Here is a 715-nt window from a genome sequence, read left to right as displayed (position 1 = left end):
GGAGATTTTTGTTTGGGGAACCAAAACGCCTCTATGCAGAAACGAAACAAATTAGTCCGTTTATAGAAGGGGAGGATACCGGTTTAATTATGTTAGGCTATGATGACTTCTTCGGCTATATGGATATGAGCTGGGCGACTAGAAGAGATTTAGAAGCCGAAGTGCCAGAACAAGTATTGCCTGATCATAAAGAGCAATTAATTATTGAAGGAGATAAAGCTACCATTAAGCTGTATAACAATGGCAGAATATCTATTATCGATAATAAAGGTGCGGAGAAGACATATATAGAATCAACTGAGCTCAATTATATTGAAAGTCATAAAAAACTGCATGCTCACTTCATTGAATGCTTAAATGAAGGAACAGATTTCCAAACAAGCGGGGAAGATAATTTAAAAACGTTACAGCTTGTATTTGGCACATATGAAAGCAGCCAGAATAAGCAAGTGATTCATTTTTAACATCTGCTATGATCATAAATACATTATTGATGATTATTATTGCTCTGCTGTTTTTTGTAGGAGCTTTAGACTACAGCTTTGGCAATCGTTTCGGCATTGGAGCGAAATTTTATGAAGGTATACAAACAATGGGATCTTTGGCATTAGTCATGATTGGAATTGTCTCATTAGCCCCGCTGCTGGCTGATGCCCTGATCCCGATTATCACACCGATTTACAGCTTTATCGGTGCAGATCCTGCATCTTTTGCC

The 715-nt window shown here is 37.9% G+C and carries 2 protein-coding genes; both read left to right on the top strand.

Features of this window, described 5'->3' with window-relative positions; all coding sequences use genetic code 11:
* Positions 1-464: Gfo/Idh/MocA family oxidoreductase (locus QD409_RS35485; protein ID WP_430765044.1), on the top strand; the 464-nt coding region annotated here is incomplete at its 5' end.
* Between the two features lie 8 nt (positions 465-472).
* The coding region (gene eutH / locus QD409_RS35480) for an ethanolamine utilization protein EutH (protein ID WP_430765043.1) at positions 473-715 on the top strand (243 nt) is incomplete at its 3' end.

This window comes from Rhizobium sp. BR 315 (genome assembly GCF_050577975.1).
GTDB lineage: Bacteria > Pseudomonadota > Alphaproteobacteria > Rhizobiales > Rhizobiaceae > Rhizobium > Rhizobium miluonense.
Note: the sequence above shows the minus strand (reverse complement) of the source record. Positions and strands in the feature narration are given on the sequence as shown.